This is a genomic window from Bradyrhizobium sp. Ken01, from assembly GCF_055807355.1.
The window spans coordinates 24,471-42,514 of record NZ_JBVVPC010000060.1; the positions used below are offsets into that span (position 1 = coordinate 24,471).

Sequence of the window (18,044 nt, forward strand, 5' to 3'; positions counted from 1 at the left end):
CGACGAGATCGTCGGCAACATCATCCTCGGATTTGGCGAGGTCCGTGGAACTCGTCCGCGACGAGGGGGTTGCATTGCGGTTGAAACCAAACGGGTAGCACAGTTGAATCGCCGGCAATTCTTGGAAGCCTCGGCATTGACGCCATTGGCGACATTACTACCTGGCGCAGTCTCTGCGGGATCAGCGGCGGAGTTGCCGTTTGGTCCCTCTTATGTCCGCGACCTTGCCCGCAATTTGGCGAGTAAGCCCTTTGCGCCGCCAGAGGAAAAGGTCCCGGACGCGCTTAGTGATCTCACCTACGATCAGTACCGGTCAATTCGCTTTCTGCCGGAGCGCGCAATTTGGCGCAACGAGAAGCTGCCCTTCGAGGTCCAGTTTTTCCACCGCGGCTTTTTCTATAAGAACAGGGTCGACATCTACGAGGTCTCCGGCGGACGAGCCGTACCGATCAGGTACCGGCGCGACGATTTTGCGTTCGGCGACAATATCGGCCAGGTACCGGACGCCGATCTCGGATTTGCCGGCTTTCGCATTCACGCCCCGATCAATCGGCCCGACTATTACGACGAGGTTTGCGCGTTTCTCGGCGCCAGCTACTTCCGTGCGGTCGCCAAAGGCGAGACCTATGGCCTGTCCGCGCGCGGTCTGTCGATCGATACCGGCGAGAGCAAGGGGGAGGAATTTCCGTTCTTCAAGGCCTTCTGGCTGGAGAAGCCCGCGCCGGGGGCCACATCTGTCGTGGTCCATGCGCTGCTTGACAGCAAGAGCGCTACGGCAAGCTATCGCTTCACGATCAGGCCGGGCGCTCCGACGGTCTTCGACGTGGAGATGTCGCTCTATCCGCGGATCGAGCTGCAACATGCCGGCTTGGCGCCCATGACGAGCATGTTCTTTTTCGGTCCGAACGACCGACACGATGTCGACGATTTCCGCCCTGCCGTGCACGACTCCGATGGGCTCGCAATGTTCAATGGAAAGGGCGAGCAACTCTGGCGTCCTCTCAACAATCCACACGATCTTCAGGCCAGCACATTCAATGACCTCAATCCTCGCGGCTTCGGTCTGATGCAGCGGGAACGAAACTTCTTTGCCTACGAGGACATTGAATCGCGCTTTGAGCGTCGCCCGAGCCTCTGGGTCGAACCGATCGGAGATTGGGGAGAGGGCAGTGTGGTCCTCTTTGAGATCCCGACCAAGGAGGAAGTTCACGACAACATCGCCGCCTTCTGGCGCTCGAAAACAGCTCTCCAGGCCAAGAGCGAAAACAACTACACCTATCGTCTGCACTGGGGTCCGGACGCGCCGAAGCCCAATTCACTGGCCCGGTTCACCCGCACAGGCGTTGGCGCGCGGGGCGACGACAGCAAATTGTTCGTGCTCGAGCTCCTAGGTGACAAGCTGAAGGAGGTCGATCCTGACAAGGTGAGGGGCGCCGTCAGCGCCGACAAATCCGAGATCAAGAACGTCGTCACACAGCCGAACCCGGAAACCGGCGGCTGGCGCCTGAGTTTTCAATGCGCCGTGAAGGATGCGCCTATCGAGTTGAGGGCGGTCTTGATGCAGGGCGATCGACCCATCTCCGAAGTCTGGGTTTACCGATGGGCGCCCTGACGTCATCGCCTGCGCTTTCGCCTGAGCTCGGCATTCGGTATCTTCCCGACGAAACGCCTCTCCCGATGCTGCCCTGTCGATTGGACGGGACAAATCGTGCCTATCCGGCGCGACTGCGGACCACCCCTGCCGTTGCAGCGCGGCGCCTGTTCATTCTTGGCGGAACGGTCGCGATTACCGCTGCGGGCGCTGTTGAGATGTACGACGTTCTCAAGGTTGGTGGCGTCACGGTCCTCGAAGGCATGGTGTTCGGGCTGTTTCTTGTGCTGCTCGCCTGGATCGCGTTTTCGTTCGTGTCTTCAGTCGCCGGTTTTCTTGTGCTCCTGCGGGGCCGACCGGATGTGCTGCCAATTAACAGCCACGGTCCGCTGCCCGGGATCACCGGCCGAACGGCGATGCTTTTGCCGACCTATAACGAGGATCAGCACCATCTCATGGCGCGACTCCGCGCCATGTACGAGTCGGTCGGCGAAACGGGACAGGCCGCGTTGTTCGATTGGTTTCTGCTCAGTGACACGACAGATCCGGACATCTGGATTGCCGAGGAGCTTGCGTTTCTGGAACTGCAGAGCAACTGCGGTTCGGGCCATCTCTACTATCGTCACCGATCCGACAACACCGCCCGAAAGTCCGGCAACATCGCCGAATGGGTGAGGCGGTTCGGTGGCGCCTACGACTACATGATCATTCTCGACGCGGACAGTCTGATGAGCGGAGAGACCATCGTTCGGCTGGTGGGCGCGATGGAGACGAATCTGCAGGCCGCGCTGATTCAGACGCTTCCGATCGTCGTCAATGCGCGAACCCTGATCAGCCGGCTTCAGCAGTTCTCGGGTCGTTTGTACGGCCCGCTGATCGCGGCCGGGAACGCCTGGTGGCACGCCTCTGAGGGCAACTACTGGGGACATAATGCCATCATCCGGGTACAGGCTTTTGCGCAAGAGGCGGGCTTGCCCGAATTGCGCGGGAGAAAGCCTTTTGGTGGCCATATCCTCAGCCACGATTTTGTCGAAGCCGCTCTGATGCGGCGGGCGGGGTGGGGGATTTTCATGGCTCCAGGTCTCGGCGGGAGTTTCGAGGAGGTGCCACCGTCGCTGCTGGATTTCGCGGCGCGTGACCGCCGCTGGTGTCAGGGCAATCTCCAGCACCTTGCCGTTCTGCCGGCGCGAGGCCTGCACTGGGTCTCCAGGATTCACCTGTTGACTGGGATCGGCTCCTATCTCACCGCGCCCCTGTGGCTGCTGTTTCTATTGCTCGGAATCCTGATCTCCTTGCAGGCCTATTTCGTCAAGCCGGAGTACTTTCCCAAGGGCTTCTCGTTGTTTCCAACGTGGCCCGCACAGGACCCCGTGCTCGCGGCCTGGGTCTTTGCCGCGACAATGGGGCTGCTCATCGTGCCCAAATTGCTGGCCTACCTCGTTCTGCTCACCAGGCGTGCGGAACGGCAGGCATTCGGCGGCGGATTTCGCGTGCTGCTGGCGGTCGTCGCCGAGAGCCTGCTTGCCGCCTTGATCGCCCCATCCATGATGATCTTTCAATCCACCGCCGTGGCGGAGATCCTGCTGGGGCGTGATGCGGGCTGGCAAGTGCAACGGCGAAGCGATGGCAGGATCACGCGCGATGAAGTCTATCGCAAGTTCACGGTGCCGACCCTCTGCGGTCTGGCCATGGCGGCAAGCGCCTACGCCGTGTCGCTTCCGCTGCTGCTCTGGATGTCACCGGTGATCATCGGCCTGGTTTGCGCCATTCCGATCGGTCTCCTCACGTCGACGGCGCCGCGAATGGCGCACCTGTTTGCGACCCCCGAGGACAATCGCGCGCCGGCACTCCTGCAGCGGGCGAGAGAGCTTGCCAGTCAGGATCGGATCCAGGCACGCGCGGCTCTGATTGAACTTAGACAGAACCCCGCGTTGCTCGGACCGCACATGCAGTCACTCCAAACGCCGCCTCGCAAATCGGGCCAGATCGACATAGATCTCGCGATCGGCCGGGCCAAGATCGAGCAGAGCGACGATTTCGAGGAAGTCGTCTCCAGCCTCAGCGCGCGCGAGACCCTTGCCGTGCTGAAGCACCGACACGCGCTCGAGCAAGTCATGCGAATGCCGCGAGCTACCGCTTCCGCGGAAGCCTAGGTCATGGCGGTGTAGGTGGCTCGTTGTCCATAGGGAATCTCGACTTGAGTTGCGCAACGTCTGGATGAAAACAGTAGGGAGCTCAGTACGTGCACAACGCCTATTCTGAGTCCAACTTACATTCGGATTGAACTGCGGGTTAGGTTGGCTGGCTCGCTTGAAGATGACACCTAAAATAGCACTATTAGCAGTTGCAATTAATCGGCAGGTGCTATTCGATAGCTGTGATACTTGAGTGTTTTGTTGCGTCGAAGGCTCATGGCGTCCGGCGTCAGTCGGCCACGATAGATCGAACGCCGGATGGGATAGACCTTGTCGTCCTGCCAGCGGGGCAGGACTCAGACGGCATATTTTCCCCGCCAAGATGGCTATTTGCGCGCGTGCGCTGCCCGGGCGGAGGAATTGAGATGGTCGATGATTTCTTTTTTGGATCTGTCACAAATCGAAAAGGAAGTTTTGACGTACTGTTCATCCACGGGCTGACAGGGGATCCCATTGCGACCTGGTCCAACAAGGATGCGAAGGAACCGGAAGGGACCTTCTGGCCATCATGGATTGCTACCGACGTGCCACACGCCAATATCTATACCCTCGGCTATCCAGCGAGCCTTTTTGCGCGCTGGGCCCAAAAGGAAATGTCCCTGCACGAACAGGCGATCGAGACCTTGGACCGACTTGCCGGTTATCGATTTGGCAAGCTGCCGATCGTAATCGTGGCACATAGTCTTGGCGGACTGCTTACGAAACAGTTGTTGCGATCTGGGCTGGAAGCGAACGACCGCGGCTGGAAAGCTGTCGCCGAGGCCGTTAAGCGGGTGATCTTTCTTGCGACACCTCACACAGGATCGAGTCTGGCGAGCATCTTGTCCTTCTTCGCAGGGGATCTGAGCTCGAGTTTCGTGACAAGCCTTCGGCGCGGGAGCGATCTTCTGGAGGACCTGAACAACTCATACAGAAGCATTTCGGCGCGACAGGGAATAGTCACCGTCACCTACTACGAGAAGCACAAGACCGGGCGTCTGGCATTCGTGGTCGAGAAAGCGGATGCCGACTGCGGGATCAGCGTCCCTATTCCTGTGCCGGCGAACCACATCGACATCTGCAAGCCTGTTGACAGGTCGGCTCAAGTTTATCGGGGCGCGTTGAGACAAGTGCAAGACGTCGACCCGAATGGCGAATTGGCGGCAGGACTCCCCAAGCCAGGCAAGATGGAACGCGACGATGAGGTCGCAAAATCACTGGTGAATGAATCAGCCAAGCTCTGGTTGACAGATCAGGCTGGCCCGGTTGACGCCGCCGCAATGAGTTCAAAAATCGAAAGCGGCGTTTTTGGACCGCTGAGCGACCGGCGGAAGAAGGGCCTAGCGGGCGCTTGGTTAGGAACGGCACGGCAAGATGTGGGGCCTGAAGGAATTCCTATCGAATACGACGTGTTCCTTCAGTTGCGGTGGAGCGGCGACCGAACTGTCGGCGACTATCGTTTCAGCTGGAGCAAGGAAGGAATACTCATAGTCGACGAGACATTGCCGGTGGAAGGAGGCTTCTCTGACAGTTTCCTACTCCTGAATTTCCAGGACACCGTCAGCGGAAAGCTCCAGTTTGGATCTCTATATCTCCAGCTCAGCGACGACGGGACCGAACTCAAAGGACGGGATATTGGCGTCGGATATAAAACAAAGAAGGTCGTGACGAGCGAAGTGACCTTTCGGCGATCGAAGTGACAACCATTCTGCGAGATCCAGCTTTCCGCGAGCCGAAACCGGGGTTCGCTCCGGCGGATTGGTCTACACGCGCGAGCTTCTCGCACCCCCTTTCCGCCGGGCGCTGGATACAATCATTGGAGGCTGAATCGTCTGCGGAATCCAATGCAGCCGTTCTTGGCATGTATGCCAACGTGACGGGCAAGATGACGAAAGCGGCGGACATCTACGTCTCATTCGGGGCCGGCGACGGCATTTTGGATGCGAATCTTGTTCGGATCGTCGGAAGTCCTTCGACGTACATCTGCGTCGATGTCTCCGCCGAGATGTGCCGGACCGCCTGTGCGAGCATTGGCGACATCGCGCCGTCAAAGCGGGGGCTGGTCGCCGATTTTGAAGACAGTTCGGAATTCCTGAGGAGCGTGCTCGTCGCAAGCGCCTCCCGCGCGCCGTTCGTGTGTTGCACGAGTGTAATGGGGAATCTGGATCGAGCGGAGTCCAATTTCTTCCGGAATCTAATCCGGGCCAGCGGCCCGAACGCTCACATCTTTCTGTCTTTCGGAACCGGAAGCTTCGGAAAACCGCTGGACCGATCGATGCTGGGGCCCAGGTTCGATTGGGAGAATCTTGCGGGATTGCTGAGCTGCGGCGCGGCCATGCACACCGGCGAGGATGTCGCTGATGTCGAGCAAGAGATAGAACGTCGGCTGAACGTGCGCATCGGCCGGACCGATGTGCCACTCGCCGAAGCCATCGAATTGTGGGATGACGTCAGCGGATTGGGACTCATGCACTTTCGACGTTACGACCTTCCAGCTTTTCTGGCGTGGATTGCGAAGAGCTTTCCAGTGGACGTCATCGGAGCGTCCCAGCTACCTTTTGCGAACTCCGGATTGAGCGTGGCTTGTGCTCTCCTGAGAACATAGAGCGATGTAGCAAGGGGGATTACGTTGAAGTTCTCAGTGCCTGGATTACCGGAGCGCGCCTGCATCAGGGCAGGGTGCCGGCGCCAAAGCGAATGAGCCTTCCCCCAATCACCGACACAGAGACTAGGGCGCTCCGACCTCGCGGAACTCGCTATGAGACGGCTTGCCTTGCTCTGCCCGGTGACGATCATGAGCCACAGCCTAGTGGACCGCACTCCCACCGCGAGTCCACCCACGACCACCCTCGCCAAAGATCTCATATCCCGTCACCGTCACTGCAACCGTGTCCTCGAGCTTGATGAACCCGCGCTTGGGATGCTTCATCGTGGTCTCGATCGACACCACCATGCCGGGCTCTAGCGGCAGGCGAGCATCCGTGTCGTCGTAGGGGATCGGGCCCTTGGCGGTCAGGCGAGGGGCCTCGTGGCTGACGAGGCCCATACCATGGGCCAAAAACTCCGTGCAGTCGCGCTGGCTGATCTTTGCGAGCTGCCGCTCGGCCGCGACGTAGATGTCGCCGCCCATGGCGCCGGGCCGGACCGCGGCGAAGGCAGCGCGCTGGACCGCCTCGATCTCGGCCAGACAGTCCTTCAGCTCGGCATCGGGATCGCCGAGCACGGCCATGCGCGCGAGGTCGCCGATATAGCCGTGATAATTGCCGCCGGAGTCGAGCGACAGCACCTCACCTTGCTCCCAGCGCTGCGCCGACGGCGCCCGGTTGTGGCTGCTGCCGCAGGCCAGCAGGCAGTATTCGAAGGTCAGCCCGCGATTGGCTTCGGCGATCCGCAAGGCGTCCGACAATTGCTGCTTGGTCGTGCCCGGCCCGTGCCCGGCGATCACCGCCAGCATCGAGGCGATCACCAGTTCGGACGCCGTCTTGAGTTTCGCCAGCTCGTCCACCGACTTCACCGCCCGCAGCCGTTCCAGCACCAGCAGCGCGTCCTTGAGCTCGGCACCGGGCAGGGCGTCACTGAGCGCCCGACCCGCATCCATCGGCAGGAACGCCATCTCGACCCCGACCCGCTTCAGGGGCACGCCGGCGCCGCGGATCAGGCTTACGGCCCGCGTGATGGCGTCGACCGAGCCGTTGGACTCGGTCCGGACCTGCGCTACCCATGGCGGCGCAACAGCGCGCTGGTGGGTCTCCAGCCGGTGCCCGACATAGACCGCGTGCTCCGGTGCGCCCTTGGGATAGACCAGAACGGGCAGATAGCGGCTGACGCCCAGCGCATCCATGTAATCGAAGAAGATCGCGCGCTCGGCACCGAGCAGGTACTGCACATTGTGCTTGGAGGTCGCGACCAGGACGTCGAGGCCGGCAGCCTCCATCAGGCGGTCGAGCTTGGCGGCATCGAATGGAATGGCGCGCGAGCGGTCTGCGCGGGCGACGTTCTCCTGCATGAGGAACCTCCCATGGTGACGTGAGCATCAACCGCTGCGTCGGTTTGCCCGGGCTTGTTTGACACCAAGTGTGAGCCGAGAGAGGGGTTCTGGGTAGCTGCAGAATGATCTGGCTGAAAAATCCAGATGAATTTGCACCGTCTCTCGGAAAAACTCCAATTATTTCAATGCAGCCGGTCGAGGTGAATTTGCTTTCCCCAAAATCTGCGTCCATCCCAATCTGCTTTTTGCGGCCGAACGGTCCATTGGAAACTGCTTTTCGTTCCGACGGTCCATCCGATCTTGCTTTTCGTTAGCACTGTCCATCGGAAATCGCGCGCCGTTTTGGCGCGCGCGCACGAAAGCCCGCCGGCGACATGACCAGCGGGGTCAGGTTAGGAAACAGTCGCAGACGGTTTTTAGGCCAACTCGAGGGGATGGCACGCGATCGCGCGTTCCATGTCGGCCAAAGACGGAATGTCGCGCATCTTTGGGATCCGACGGTAACCGGATGGGCTCCGCGCAGCGTCCCATCCAAGCCCGTTTTCGAGAACGCCCTTGGCGGCGGATCGATGAATCTTTGCGGGCGTTAGGCCGGGTATGTCAGCGCGTTCGATCGCCCTTCTGAACCATTTGGATACGAGCTTCGTGTTCAGAAGAGCTCCGTGGGGCTGCACGAACAGCGGTGCGCCTGGCCCAGGCGGCAGTAGGCGAGCCGAATGAGCAGCGTTCCCGATCGCCTCAAGGGCTGCATTCGACGGCCAAATTACGCGTTCGCGTAGCGTGCCGCACCCTACGTTCAGGATTCCACAGCCCACGTCGCGCATTTTCAGGTCCTCAAGCTCCGAAAGAAGCACCCCGCTCGCAACGAGATACATCGAGGCCAAAACGACGCGTTGCTGGTGCGCCCAGTAATAGTTGGATGCGTTGCCGCGCCGTACGACAGTCTCCTGTGCCTGTATGAGCCGTTGAACGTCCGCTGGAGAGACATCGAAGTCGGTCGGGTGGACGACAACGGTCGGGCGCCGGATGTCGGTCGCTGGATTGAATTCAAGCATCTCCCACATAATCAACGTCGTGTAGATCAACCGCATCGTACTCAAACGCCGTGCGAAGGTCGCTGCGGATTGATAGCGCGCCGATAGGAACCCGGCAAGTTGCATGGTGGTCGCCCCCAGGAAGCCGTCCATCCCGGCGAAGCTTGCGATCAGCAAGCCGAGCAGAATGTTCGCCTCACGCGCCTCGCCGACGCTGGTCGTTCGAGCGATGTGATCCACTATGCGTTGTCGAAGCGTCATGTTCGGCTCACCAGTAAGGAGGTCAGGAATTCTGCGACTGGGCGAGGGGATCCTTTCAGCACGGCCATAGTGGCCGCGGCGGCTACCGTGACGGCCGTGCTCGAGCCCGATCGGGCGGCTGCCCTTACATTCTGATTCAGCATCTCGCTTATCGTGCCGTCCGCTTCGATGACGGACGGTTCGACGGCGTCGTCTGTCGAATGCGCGGTCGGAAAAAGACGTTGCACGCGCTGGAGCGCGCGCAGCAGGTCGATCAAGTCGCCCTCAGGCCAGTTCCTGAGGGGTGGCGCCAATTTCATTCTCCGTTCCCAGCGCACTGCCGTGTTCGGATGGAAGAGGTCACAGACGAAAAGATCGAACTGGGTCATGGGCACGTGCGCCGCCGCAGCCCGCCACAGCGGCCTGCCGCACCGACCGCAAGTCCCAGGATCCGAGCAAGTCTCCCAGGTAAGAGCTCTCCCGCAATGATCGCACGTCGAAATGAGAGGGGCATTGGTCGCCGGATCGAACCTGAGATCACGCAAACCCCAAGTGATACGGTGATACGGTGGCGTCGAAGCCGCCATGTCGAGCGAAAGAACGAGCGGACTGACGCGGCGGATGCTCTGATCAAGATGGTGCTCGGACAGGGTGAAGTCCAAGACGGCGAGCTCGCGCGACGAGCCATGCGTCGGCAGGACGAACGCGCGCGAAAGTCCGACCGGATCGAGCCCACTCGCGTCGCTCAAGAACTCCAACCTGTCGTGACGGTGCACCGCGTGGGCAAGGCTGCGTGGGTCGCCAAAGGCGGATTTCAGGAACCCCTCCGGCCTGACCGTGAGGAAATTGGCGAGCCTGAGCGAGAACGAACTCGCGCTTTCCCCGTTCATCAACGGAAAACTATCGGTCCATCGGGTCTCGATCATCATTCGACTCCCGTCAGCGTGGCGGCGTCGACACGCGGGCCGCGCTCGATGTCCTCGGCGAGGACCTGCGCGGTATAGTCTTTTCGGAACGGGTTCTTTCTGTCGTCGGGCATCAACTCGGCGTAAGCGTCGTAAAAGTCCTGAAGCTCGATGACGGCGTTCGAGCTGCGGTTCCTCAGTCGGTTGCGGGCGGCTTCGATGGTCAGCTGCCCGAAGCGAGGCAGCTTTCCCCAGCACGCGAGATAAAGCCGTGCCGGCATCGTTCCGGAAGTTAGGCTACCGGGGGCAAACGGCATCGCTCGCTCGTAACTTCCGAGCACAGCCACCCATTCGTCTCCGTACGCGAAAGGCGCGAGGCGCCAGAAGAAGAAGCGTTCAGAAAGCCCCGAGGTCTTCCTGATCCGATCCTCCAGTGTTTTCGGCCCTACGAGGACGACCAGTGTCTGTCCGGCATCCATGATGCCGCTGAGGAAGGGGACTGCCTCCGGCGCTATCGCTTGTCGGCCGCACAGAAACATCGCGCGATCGAACGCAAGGATTCTGACGCCTTTCGCTTGGCAGATTTTGTTGACCTGGAAAGCCGGGCCGGCGCCGCCCAGGAGACGTGCCCCTTGATATCTCCAACCCGTCGCCAATTCGATGGCTTCGGTCAGTCCGCCCGGGTCCGGCCGCGCGATCGGCGGGACGACCACGATGCTGTGGCGATCAATCGTCTCGGTCGGCGTCGGAGGATTGCTATCGGCAAGATGTGCGATCAACGAATGCTTTCCGATGTGGGCCGGTCCGGTAATGAGGATGCCGGCGTTTCCGCTGGAGGCGGGACTGTCGCCACGAAGCCGGGCATTCAGCCGTGTCAGACACTTCGCCGCGTCCGGCCCGAAGACCCTGAGCGACCGTAATTCCTTGAGACGGTCCGACGCGGACATCTCCATCCACTTCCCCGACGATGTGACCGGGCGCCGGCCGGCGACTGCAGGCACAGTCTTGCTCATAGATCTCCGCCTCCATCACCGCGAGACAGCGGATCTTCCGTGTAGTCCTCGGTTTCCCAGAACGTGGGCGCCTTATCGAGCGAGGGGTTCATGATCTGCACCGGCCGCTTCGCCGCCTTGTTCTCCGCGAGCTTCAACGTTCTCTCCATGCCGGGCGGGATGCGACCTTCGCGCATGTCGACCGCAGCGGCACGCGTCGAGAGGAGTGCAAAGTCGAGATGGCCGACGGGGAGGGATCGCTTCCAAAGGCGCTCGTTGCGCGGCTTGCCGCGCCGCAATTCGAAGGACTTGCCTGCGAGCTCGAACAAACGGCGCAGGCCCTCAGCCTTGTTCGCCATGTACTTGCGCTTGAAATCCACCGAGCGCCGCGTGCCACCCTCGTCCAGTGAGGCCTCGTGCTTAAGGATGCGGGCGCGAACGAACAAATGCTCAGTCCACGGAAGTCCGACCATGTAGAACGGCCACGCACCGTAGGCTTGGATCCAGACCTTGTCGTCCAGATCGAAGGCCCAGATCTCCGAGACGTCGGCCGGCGGAATGAATAGCTCGACCCGGTGTCCCTCCCGGTCCTTGAACGCGTCGCAGACCCACTCGAGATACCGGTAGCGCACGCCGTGTTCGCGAACGGTCACGACCGCGCGGATCGTGAATATGCGCTGGATGTCGACAGCGCTCTTCTCGTGGATGGGGCGGAACGGAAGCGGGTTCCCCTTCCGCCGTTCGTCCTCGATTTTGGCGACGAGGCGCCGCATAGCCTCGTTGGGCGAGATGTTGCCGAGCCGCTTCTGCGGGGTGTCGTTGTGTTCGGCGACGAAGCGCGCCGACTCCAGGCGAATGTCCTCGATGCTCAGCGGAATTGCGGCGCGCTTGCGCGGACGCTTGCCGCGGCCGAGGTCCTCGGCCCTCGGTAGCGCGCCCGGAAACTTCCGCCAATGCTTCTTGAACTTCCTATTCCAACGTTCGACGCTTTCCTTGTGGCTGCCTTTGTAGGCTCCCGCATAGCCGTTCTCGATGTCGAGTTCCATCATGGCAGCGGCCTGGTCCTTACCGTGATTGTCGACCTGGTTGTCCAGGAACAGCATCTCCGGAATGATCGTCGGGTCGTACTGGCCGCTCAGTCCCATTCTCTCGAAGTACTCGCCCTTCGGGCACATCGCCGTCCGGAGGACCTCCATGCTGCGCGCGGTGGAAGGGGCGTCAACGCCGAGACCCAGCGGGAAGACGTACTGCGACCCAACATCCACGATGGCGGTCTGCCAAAGGCCGCCCATGCTGATGTCGTGGGCGTTCCCGTATTGATCGATGATGCTCGTGCCGACCTCGATCGGGATGAGGGCGTGGTCGCCCTGCCATTCTTGAAAGGGGTATTCCACGCGTGGCTTGCGCCCCTTCGGCGCATGCTTGTCGTCCGCTTCGTCGACGCCTCCGCGGATCCGCTCCACTTCCCAGCCGCTCAGCTTCTTGATATAGTTGTGAATAGTCTGCCGGCACGGTTCGAAAACCAGCGGCGCGCCGCTTTCGTCCGTTGCCGGGACTTCGCCGTCCTGCTGCGCCCGCTCGATCTCCTTCAGGATGATGCCCAGAACTTCCGGCACCTCTATTTCCTTATAGGGAACGTGAAACTGCTCGATCACGTCCTCGATGATGTGGCGAACCGGCGCAAGCGTGCTCTCGTGCGTTCCGTGGGCGTTGCCATGCGCCAGGGCCTCGATGCGGCGGCCGCCCGCAATCCAGTCGTCGTAGGCGCGGACGACGCTCCATTTCGACAGGCGCTCGTCGGGTTCATGAGGTACCGGGGGCGGTTCGACGCCTTCGAGCCACTTTTCGACGCTGGCCGGGCTTCTGCCGACCTTCTCTGGATGATCTTGATGAAACCGCTTCGCGAAATGCTCGCGGATAAGCATGATGCGCTTCTGTTCGTCGGTGTAGTTGTTCTCGAAAGGAACCTGGATGTTGCGAAGGACCGAAGGCTTGGCGGGCCTTTTCGTGTCCGGCAAAACCGCCAGGCGCCCGGCCTTCCAGAATTCGTGCAGTTCGTCGGGGTGGAACGGCTGGTGCCTTTTCAGAGTTCGGCTGTAAAACTCTTGGAGCCCGTCTTCGCTCAGCCCGACGAATTGCCAAAGGACGTCGTCCAGCTTCATGAACTGGCCGCGTGACATGAGGACAGTGCCCGTGTTCGTCCGAACGGTGATCGTGAAAGGCGCGTTCATCGCTCGCTCCAGAATGGAGGCGAGGGAAGTGACACGCGCGACGTACGGTCGATGGGACGTTCGAAGTCGATCTCCAGGACGCCGTTGCCCATCGCCGCGCAAATCCACTCTTCCGGACAATCGCCGCGACCGGCGAATTCGCGCGCGCAGTTGCCGACGGTAAGATCGTCGCCGCTCAAGAGGCGCTCCATCGCGCGACGCTCGGCGGCTCCGAACGGCAGCTTCTTCGTTGCGGACAGGATCTTGCGTATGTTGGCCGTCCGGATCGGATGTGCGGACCAGGCCTGATCGAACACCTCGTAGATGTATCCCGCTTGCCTGAAAGCGTCCTGAATTCGCTGCTGCTGGTTCTGGACCCTGTCCGTCAAACCGCGAACGAGCTTCTTTCCGCCTTCCGGCAGGAATTCGAAGACCAGCGCTGTCTTTCCCTCGCAGATTGCGAAGGTGCCGTCAGAGCCTTCGAGGTACGAGTCCGGGACGGCCCAGCAGGCACCGTTCCTGTCGTTGATCTCGACTATGAACCTCTGATCCAGATGACGTATAATGGAAGGATGAATTTCGTAGTATAGATTGCGCCAGCGCTCTCCGACGAAGGATTCGTTCATGATCACCGGCCGGCGCGGATCCTTGCGCGTGTGGAATTTTCCGGTCTTGTGACCTCTCTTGCCGTCGACGGGCTTGCGCACGCGGTCGAAGTCGCGGCGCCGATGCAGCTTTAGTTCGTTGCTCAACGGAATGGTGAGGAACGCTTCAAGGCCGCCGGCAGCCTCGATCATCGAGCGCGGCACGACGCTGCCGATATCGGGCGGAAAGCGATCGAAATCATTTATCGCGTTGTACATGCGTCGGCTGCTCGACCTAAAGACGGCCAAAGTCGACGCCGGAAAATTCGCTTGACGGGGATTCCGCCGGTGTGCGATTCTTTCCGTGCTCTCGACGAGCCGTTCGATTTCCGATGGATGTCCGAGGACTTCCCGCGGTTTTGGAATGTCGATGTGGATAGGACGACGCGAGATGATCTCCTGCTGGCTAGGCTAAGAAGGTCTCGCGTCGTCTTCTCAGGGGATGCTAGGTCATTCTACGTTCTCCTAACTACAAGTTTACCGAATCGATTGCTGACTCAGCAAGCACTTGTTTTGCAAGGGCTTTTCTGTCCAAATTGGTCTTGCCCATCGGCCTATTGTCAACCAATTTGGCGCACGACCCAAACGGGTGATCTCAAAAGTAGCAATCGCAGCGGGACGAATCGCGCGCCCGGGCGCGTGATCGCCTGTCGATCTTTTCGTGCAGGTCGGATAGCGACATGGGATGCAGCAGCTTATTCCCTCCGCCGCACAATGCATCGCGATCGTGTCGTTCGATGACCGTGCCGACGCGTATCTGTACAATGCTGCCTTCGCGCTTCTGTACGGTTGCGGCATGTTCAATTCGGAAGTGCTCGACCTCAAGAGGGGCGATGTCGCGATTTCGCACCGAACGCTGCTCACTGTGCTCGGCACAAGGGCGCGGACGCTGCCGGTCCCGAAGGGCGCAAGCGAGCGACTGTCGATCTTGATGCAACAGGACGCGGAGTGCGGCGACGACGAGTTCGTCTTCCGCAGGGGGCGCCGGCAACTCGACGGACCTTCCGTCGCGGCGGAGTTGAAACGTAGATCGGCGATCCTTGGCATTCGACGGCCGCTCGTCACCACCGATCTGAGGCGAGCGTTCGCCTCCCACATGGCGGCCGGACAGGTGCCGGCAGAGGTGATCGCGGCAATGATGGGATATGACGGTGTCAACTCGCTGGACAGATTGCTCATGAGGCCGGCCGCCTAACCTTTGCCGTCGAAGTAGCGTCCGACGGTCGTTGCGAGCACGCCGAGAGCATTCGCCACCACGGCAGGCGCGTTGCCCTGATCGACCAGCAGCGCGGCGTTCGCATGACGCAGGCCCATCAGCGTCGCTGCGGGCGATACCCCGAGACGTCTGCGGCGGCGGCGAAACGAGACCTGCGCGCTGCGGACATCCAACCGTTTCCGTTTCGAGGTAACGAACAGCGGGTCCGCCTTCGCTAGGTCGAAGGGAAGCGCGCGAAAGTACTCCTGTAGGAGGCTTTGCGCCCTCTTCGAGATGCCGGCGATTCGCGGCTCGAGGTGAGTGTTCACGACGCGGATCAGGCAACTTTTCAGGTCCACGTTTTCCAGGTCGAGGCCGACGGTCTCGGCCGAGGTCAAGCCGGCGTCCGACTGCACGGCGAATAGAGCGCTGTCGCGAACATGCCGCCAGCCTTCCGGATCGTCCGCAAGCAACCGCCCGATCTCGTCCGCATCCACCGACTGCCGCCGGCGTTTCGGCGCGGTGGGAAAGTCGGCGGACAACAGGCTGCTCAAATCCATTCCGCGCTGGCGCACCAGATAGACGGCAAAGCCGCGAAACGCCGAGAAGCGACGAACGATCGTAGCCTCTCCGACGCCGGCGCGACGCCAGGCCGCGGCGATGTGATCTACGGCTGTCTGTCCGACCGACGGCAGGTGCTCCGCCTCGGACGCGCCCGATGCGTCGGCCACGTCGCGAAGGTCGCGCGCGTAGCAATCCAACGTTCGTTCCGTTTTGCCGGCCTTTCGCAAGCACTCGAGCCATTCGCCGCCGGCAGGCGGGAAGGGTGTCGGTAGATTCATTGCCTTCATGTGGTTTCCCCTGAAAACATTGGTCTGCATCCGCGCAGCCTGCCGATGACGGGCCGTCGGCCGGATCCCCGCCAAGAACCGAACCTTTCGAGCGGTCCGTCGCCCCGCGATTTTCGCGCGACGCACGTTTGCTGCCTCTCGGTCATGATTGAAATTTTCCCGACCGGTTATGATTATCGTACAGCATCCGAACAGCATCGCCGGTAAGGTGGCGCTTCTGGGCGAGCGCCTCCGCAATCGCCACGATGGCACGTCGATTGCTCTTGACGAGTCGCTCGGCCTCCCGCTCTAGACGGACGAGGTCGGCCTCGACGCGCCGGCGCAGCGACTTGTCGCGCGAAACGGCCTTGAGCAGGTGATGATGATCCGATGTGAAAGCGAGTTCGTCTCCCAGGCCCGTCGATGCGTGAAGCAAAGCGATCATCCGCGTGGCGATCGCCATGTCGCTCTGTTCATCGAGTCCGCTGCCGACGGAGATTTCTCCCACCAGCAAACGCTCGGCGGCCCGACCGCACAAGGTAGCCACGACGCGGGCCTCGAAGTCGCGTCTTGTCGGAAGATCGCCCTCATTCTGGACCGACGTTGTCTGTCCCGCCGCACCATCCCGCGTCCGGACGACGACGCCGCGCAGGGTGGCGCAACGCAGGACCAAGATGCCGACCGCGTGCCCGGCCTCGTGCACGCAGATTCGTCGCAAGCGCGCGGGAGGAATGGCCTCGACGGGCAGCGCAACCGCGCGCACGTCGTCTGCCCGGAGCGGGCGATCGTCGCGACGGGCGATTTGTCTCGCATCGCGCGTCACCATCATCAGTTCGGCGCCCGTCGATCCCTCTAGCAGCCGTCCGAGCTCGGCACGGTCGCGGCTTTCGATCTCAGGCAGATAGTGGGAGAGAATGTTGATCGTGCCGGCGAGATCAGGACGCCGGATCTCAATGGCCTTTTCGTAGCGGCCCGGGCGCAGGAGCGCCGAGTCGATGCGATCGAGATAATTAGTGCAGGCGATGAAGATTGTCTCCGCGCCACGGCCGCTTCCGCCGCGCGAAAAAGCAACGTCCAACTTGAGCATGAAGTTGGTCAAAACGGGTAGCCACCAGTCCCGTCCTCTACTTGAGATTGTTGCTCGGTCTGGCAACGCGTCGAGCTCATCCAGTAGAAAAACACAACTATGGGTAGATATCATTTCGAACATGGCGTTGGTCGCCTGTACGACGCCGCCGAGCGCTCCATCCGACCGGGCGAAGAGATCCGCGATGGAAAAAGCGAGGAGAGGAAGATTCAGATGCTTCGCGACCAATTTTGCGAGGGTCGTCTTGCCGGATCCGGTTTCACCGTGCAGCACGACTGAACGGCTCAGTTGGCTGAAAGGAATACCGTCTTTCAGCCCGGTCGCGAGGTCCAGAGCCCATCGGCGTGCTGCGCCGTATTCGATGGCAGATTCGAGCGACGGCAATCGATCGTCGCCTTCGAAGCCGATCCTTCGTTTAGTGGCTCGCTCGATACGGGAGAAAATTTGGCGAGACGTTGATCGAGGACGAAAGGCGGCGGCCAGATCGTCGATGTCCAATCCGGTCCCGACCAGCGCGGGCACCGGGGCGGCAACAGGACGTCCGAAGTGCCGTTCCACGACCTGGCGGAGGACGTCGCCGGTCGGCGTCGACAAGTAAATCGTATGATCTGCGCTTGCAGTGAGTGTGGAAGGCAGAATGTCGATCGACGTGGCAATACCTACTATCGATTGCCCGGCAGCGAGCCGGTTGGATACGGTCGAATTTCCCACCGTGGATTTGTGTTCGGAGCGGTTTGCTCCGTCGCGGCCAAGGATATGCCAGTGAGTGCCGAAACGACGTTCCCAGAACTTTTTGCACGGGGCGACCCATGCAGCCGTTGGAACGACCATTATGATTGCCAGCGCAGCCTTACCCGACAGCGAGCGCTCCAGCGCCGGCGTCAACGCCTTGCTAAGCGCTACTTCAAGGATCGCATCTGTCGGGGATTGTTTATCGGTGGCAGGCATTTCCAGATTTTCCCGGATTTCAGCCATTTCGACTGGGCGCAGATCTCGGAAACTCATTCGCGCAGTCTCGTCAGGGTGCGCGGCCCCAGTGGCGTCGAATCAAGGTCCAGGTCGATGAGGTCGTTACAAGCTAGTGTCCTGAACCAGAAGTTCGGGACATCGGGTCGTGTTTTGCCGGGGCATTGTATCGGCAGAAGCGTTCGATG

General features: G+C 61.0%; 13 protein-coding genes. 5 read left to right on the forward strand and 8 right to left on the reverse strand.

The window, feature by feature from the left end:
* The first annotated feature begins 103 nt into the window (after nt 1-103).
* The 4 genes from AC0L3S_RS35090 to AC0L3S_RS35105 all read left to right on the forward strand — a co-directional run bounded on the left by AC0L3S_RS35090 (nt 104) and on the right by AC0L3S_RS35105 (nt 6,370).
* Nucleotides 104-1,612 carry a glucan biosynthesis protein G gene (locus AC0L3S_RS35090; RefSeq protein WP_473284368.1) on the forward strand — a complete coding sequence of 503 codons (1,509 nt, stop codon included), beginning with the start codon at nt 104-106 and terminating at the stop codon, nt 1,610-1,612.
* Nucleotides 1,600-3,744 (forward strand): glucans biosynthesis glucosyltransferase MdoH, encoded by a 2,145-nt coding sequence (gene mdoH, locus AC0L3S_RS35095; RefSeq protein ID WP_473284344.1) that lies wholly within the window; start codon nt 1,600-1,602, stop codon nt 3,742-3,744. Before AC0L3S_RS35090 ends, mdoH begins: the two co-directional genes overlap by 13 nt.
* Before the next feature lie 407 nt (nt 3,745-4,151).
* Nucleotides 4,152-5,465: an esterase/lipase family protein gene (locus tag AC0L3S_RS35100; RefSeq protein ID WP_473284346.1), complete on the forward strand. Its 1,314-nt coding sequence runs from the start codon at nt 4,152-4,154 to the stop codon at nt 5,463-5,465.
* A gap of 116 nt (nt 5,466-5,581) precedes the next feature.
* A complete protein-coding gene (locus AC0L3S_RS35105; RefSeq protein WP_473284348.1) occupies nt 5,582-6,370 on the forward strand; it encodes a hypothetical protein in 789 nt (262 codons plus the stop codon).
* A gap of 201 nt (nt 6,371-6,571) precedes the next feature.
* Here the strand turns inward: AC0L3S_RS35105 and AC0L3S_RS35110 are convergent, their stop codons facing one another.
* The 6 genes from AC0L3S_RS35110 to AC0L3S_RS35135 all read right to left on the reverse strand — a co-directional run bounded on the left by AC0L3S_RS35110 (nt 6,572) and on the right by AC0L3S_RS35135 (nt 13,997).
* Nucleotides 6,572-7,771, reverse strand: a complete 1,200-nt coding sequence (locus AC0L3S_RS35110) for a M24 family metallopeptidase (protein WP_473284350.1) — start codon at nt 7,769-7,771, stop codon at nt 6,572-6,574.
* A gap of 398 nt (nt 7,772-8,169) precedes the next feature.
* Nucleotides 8,170-9,048: a hypothetical protein gene (locus AC0L3S_RS35115; RefSeq protein WP_473284352.1), complete on the reverse strand. Its 879-nt coding sequence runs from the start codon at nt 9,046-9,048 to the stop codon at nt 8,170-8,172.
* A complete protein-coding gene (locus AC0L3S_RS35120; RefSeq protein ID WP_473284354.1) occupies nt 9,045-9,956 on the reverse strand; it encodes a hypothetical protein in 912 nt (303 codons plus the stop codon). Before AC0L3S_RS35120 ends, AC0L3S_RS35115 begins: the two co-directional genes overlap by 4 nt.
* A complete protein-coding gene (locus AC0L3S_RS35125) occupies nt 9,953-10,945 on the reverse strand; it encodes a TniB family NTP-binding protein (protein ID WP_473284356.1) in 993 nt (330 codons plus the stop codon). The genes AC0L3S_RS35120 and AC0L3S_RS35125 overlap by 4 nt, the downstream gene beginning before the upstream one ends.
* Nucleotides 10,942-13,155, reverse strand: a complete 2,214-nt coding sequence (locus AC0L3S_RS35130) for a Mu transposase C-terminal domain-containing protein (protein ID WP_473284358.1) — start codon at nt 13,153-13,155, stop codon at nt 10,942-10,944. Before AC0L3S_RS35130 ends, AC0L3S_RS35125 begins: the two co-directional genes overlap by 4 nt.
* Nucleotides 13,152-13,997 (reverse strand): hypothetical protein, encoded by an 846-nt coding sequence (locus tag AC0L3S_RS35135; RefSeq protein ID WP_473284360.1) that lies wholly within the window; start codon nt 13,995-13,997, stop codon nt 13,152-13,154. Before AC0L3S_RS35135 ends, AC0L3S_RS35130 begins: the two co-directional genes overlap by 4 nt.
* Nucleotides 13,998-14,463: 466 nt before the next feature.
* Here AC0L3S_RS35135 and AC0L3S_RS35140 point away from each other — a divergent pair, with 466 nt between their 5' ends.
* On the forward strand, nt 14,464-14,973 hold the full coding sequence (locus AC0L3S_RS35140; RefSeq protein WP_473284362.1) for a tyrosine-type recombinase/integrase: 510 nt from the start codon (nt 14,464-14,466) through the stop codon (nt 14,971-14,973).
* Here the strand turns inward: AC0L3S_RS35140 and AC0L3S_RS35145 are convergent.
* Nucleotides 14,970-15,854 carry a site-specific integrase gene (locus tag AC0L3S_RS35145; RefSeq protein ID WP_473284364.1) on the reverse strand — a complete coding sequence of 295 codons (885 nt, stop codon included), beginning with the start codon at nt 15,852-15,854 and terminating at the stop codon, nt 14,970-14,972. The genes AC0L3S_RS35140 and AC0L3S_RS35145 overlap by 4 nt on opposite strands.
* 112 nt (nt 15,855-15,966) lie before the next feature.
* Nucleotides 15,967-17,895, reverse strand: coding sequence for an AAA family ATPase (locus tag AC0L3S_RS35150; RefSeq protein WP_473284366.1), 1,929 nt, complete (start codon nt 17,893-17,895; stop codon nt 15,967-15,969).
* Nucleotides 17,896-18,044: the final 149 nt, after the last annotated feature.